The sequence below is a fragment of the Leptospira adleri genome (assembly GCF_002811985.1).
GTDB lineage: Bacteria > Spirochaetota > Leptospiria > Leptospirales > Leptospiraceae > Leptospira > Leptospira adleri.
In genome coordinates, this window is the sequence record NZ_NPDU01000147.1 from 1 (window position 1) to 2433 (window position 2433).

The following is a 2433-nucleotide window of genomic DNA, read 5'->3' on the forward strand; positions in this document are numbered from 1 at the left end:
ACCATCAGCATTGTTGTTGTAGTTGTAAAACAATCCGTCCGGTTTCCTAATCACAAAGAAATAATGATTCGGTCCCGGTGGGTTTCTCGTATCGCCAAATACTTGCACAACGGATCCAACCGGTAAATCCTTAAGAACCTTGCCCACGTTTTCCTGGCTCATGGCCCCGCTCATCGCAAGCGGCTTTCCTGCCTTGTCCACTAAGTAGCGACCAAAGTCGTTGTCAAGTCTCGTCTCCGGTTTTGCAGATTTGCCGTAACCCGCAGTCCCGCCATTGTCATACACAGGTGCAGGGTTGTCCACTCCCATCGACACAAGGCCGTTGCGGATCTTGTGCGTCAGAAACGTTGAGAGGGTCGTGTTCATTGGGATCTTGTGCGTCGCTAATGCCTGGTTGTAGTTGTAAAATACACGACACAATGCTTCCGAAGTCGCATTCCCCATCTCCATCGGGTTTTTGCCCGAAAAGATCCAGTCCCTTACCTTCACAAAGTCTTTGTATTCTTTCGTTCCAGGTTTCAATGACGGGTCAGGTAAAAAGTTCTCCTTCTTTCCTCCGTTCTCACGAATGATATTGTTGTACGTCGCCGACAACTGCACAGCCAATGGTCCAAACTGGCTTTGATTTCCATTTCTTGCGCTCACCATCTCTTTCGCAAACTTGATCTTGTGGTCTACGTTGTCTGGGTTAAAGTCTTCTCCATAAACCCGCTTGAAACGATCTGCCGGTGTTTCAAACGCGAGCGCAGATACTCGTTCAATTTCTGCAAGGCTCATATTCTTTGGGTTATTCTTCGGATTCTTGATCTCCGCATTCGCATAGCCCATCGCTACGTTCTCTGCAATCTTCTTCTGTTCATTCGCACTCGGTTGATACTTCTCGTGCGTATTTCCAAAATTAAAGTTGTTCTCAATCTGGAGCTTCTCTTCCACTACCTTCGGATTGTTCAAGTATTCAAAAGGACCCTTTTTGAATAACCCCGTCTTGTCATCGTAGTTCCGGGTTACGATCTCTTGCATCTCCGCATCCAACGTTTTCGAGATCGTTTTGTCCAATTCCGCGAGGCCGCTCTTTCCTAAGCGGTGCGCTTCCTTGTCGTTTGCCTTCATCTCTTTTTTGGCAAGTCCATCTACGATTTCACCATTTCTCTTTTCAAGCGCCGCTATCTTGTTGTTCGTATTGGAGTTTGCGTTCAGTCCCGGAGCGACTTTATCAAACAACCCTCCGATCGAGTTCTCCTTCGAGTGTTTCAATTCAGCAATCTGTTTTAAGTTCTCCGCATACGTAGGATTCTTCTCCGCTTGTTTCAGTGCTGTAGCATATATCTCAGGACCGTAAACCGCTTTCGAATCCACACTCGAAAGCGTGTTCTTGTAAAGTTTCTCAATCTGAGTCTTTGCTGCGTCACGCGCTGTCGTAGCCTTCTCGAAATCTTTGTTCATGGCTCTCAATTCGGAATCGGATGCGATTTGTCTTTCCGTCTTTCCTTCAGCGTGAAGTTGCGTCTTGCGATTCTCGATATCCGTTTTCAAACGGTTCGCTGTTTCATTACTTTTGTCAAAGTGCATCTTCGTTTCTTGATACGCTGGGCTGTTCGAAAGAAGGCGATTCGTCATCTCCTCTCTCTTCAAATCCGATTGAACATATCCTTCGCGAGAATTTAGAAGTTGTTCCGCTACTATCTTTCCGTTCGAGCCGTGTTTCTCAAACTCTCCGTATTTCTTAATAAACTCTAACTTGCTCTGGTGTTCCGCTTGGATCTTCTTACCTTCGTTCGCCATATACGTCGAAGGCGATTCTAACTTAATGCCTTTCTCCTGATTCTTTGCGATAAAGTCGGAGTAGTTACCATCGTTGTAGTGTTTCTCTGACGCCGCAACTTTCAAGTTCGCATAATCTTTCGTGATCAGATTTGCTAAATCCGCTCCGATTTTTTCGTGTTCGATCGCCTTCTGCCTCAACTGTTCTTGGTTCATCGCGAGCTTCTCATTCAAGTGTGCGACCTCTCCTGCTCCGCCAGCGTCTCTCGCTGCTCGAAGCAACAAGCTCTTCACGCCACTGTCTTTTGCAAGACTCTGTAAACCGCCTGTCCTGAACATTCCAAGTTGGGAACCGTCACCACCGGTCGCACCTTTAATCCAGGTCTCAACCGCTGCCATCTGCGTCTTCGTCAGTCCCGATTTCGGATTCACATCTCGCAACGATTGGCGGAGTTCTTTGATACCGGAAATTTCATTCGAACCTGAATCTCGAACAACACTCAGTAAGAATTCGTTACGTTTCGCCAGTAGCTCTTTCTTTCCTTGACCTACCGCTACTTCTTTGATGAGCTCCGATCTTTCCGCACTCAACTTGCGGTCTTTCGTATCGTATTCGTTCAGTCTTCCCAGCAATTCTTTGGCTTCACCGCTATATGGTTTCTCAGCTCCAAA

The 2433-nt window shown here is 46.8% G+C and carries 1 protein-coding gene; it reads right to left on the bottom strand.

The window, feature by feature from the left end:
• A partial coding sequence (locus CH376_RS24710) for a hypothetical protein (protein WP_243398325.1) occupies positions 1–2433 on the bottom strand: 2433 nt, incomplete at both ends.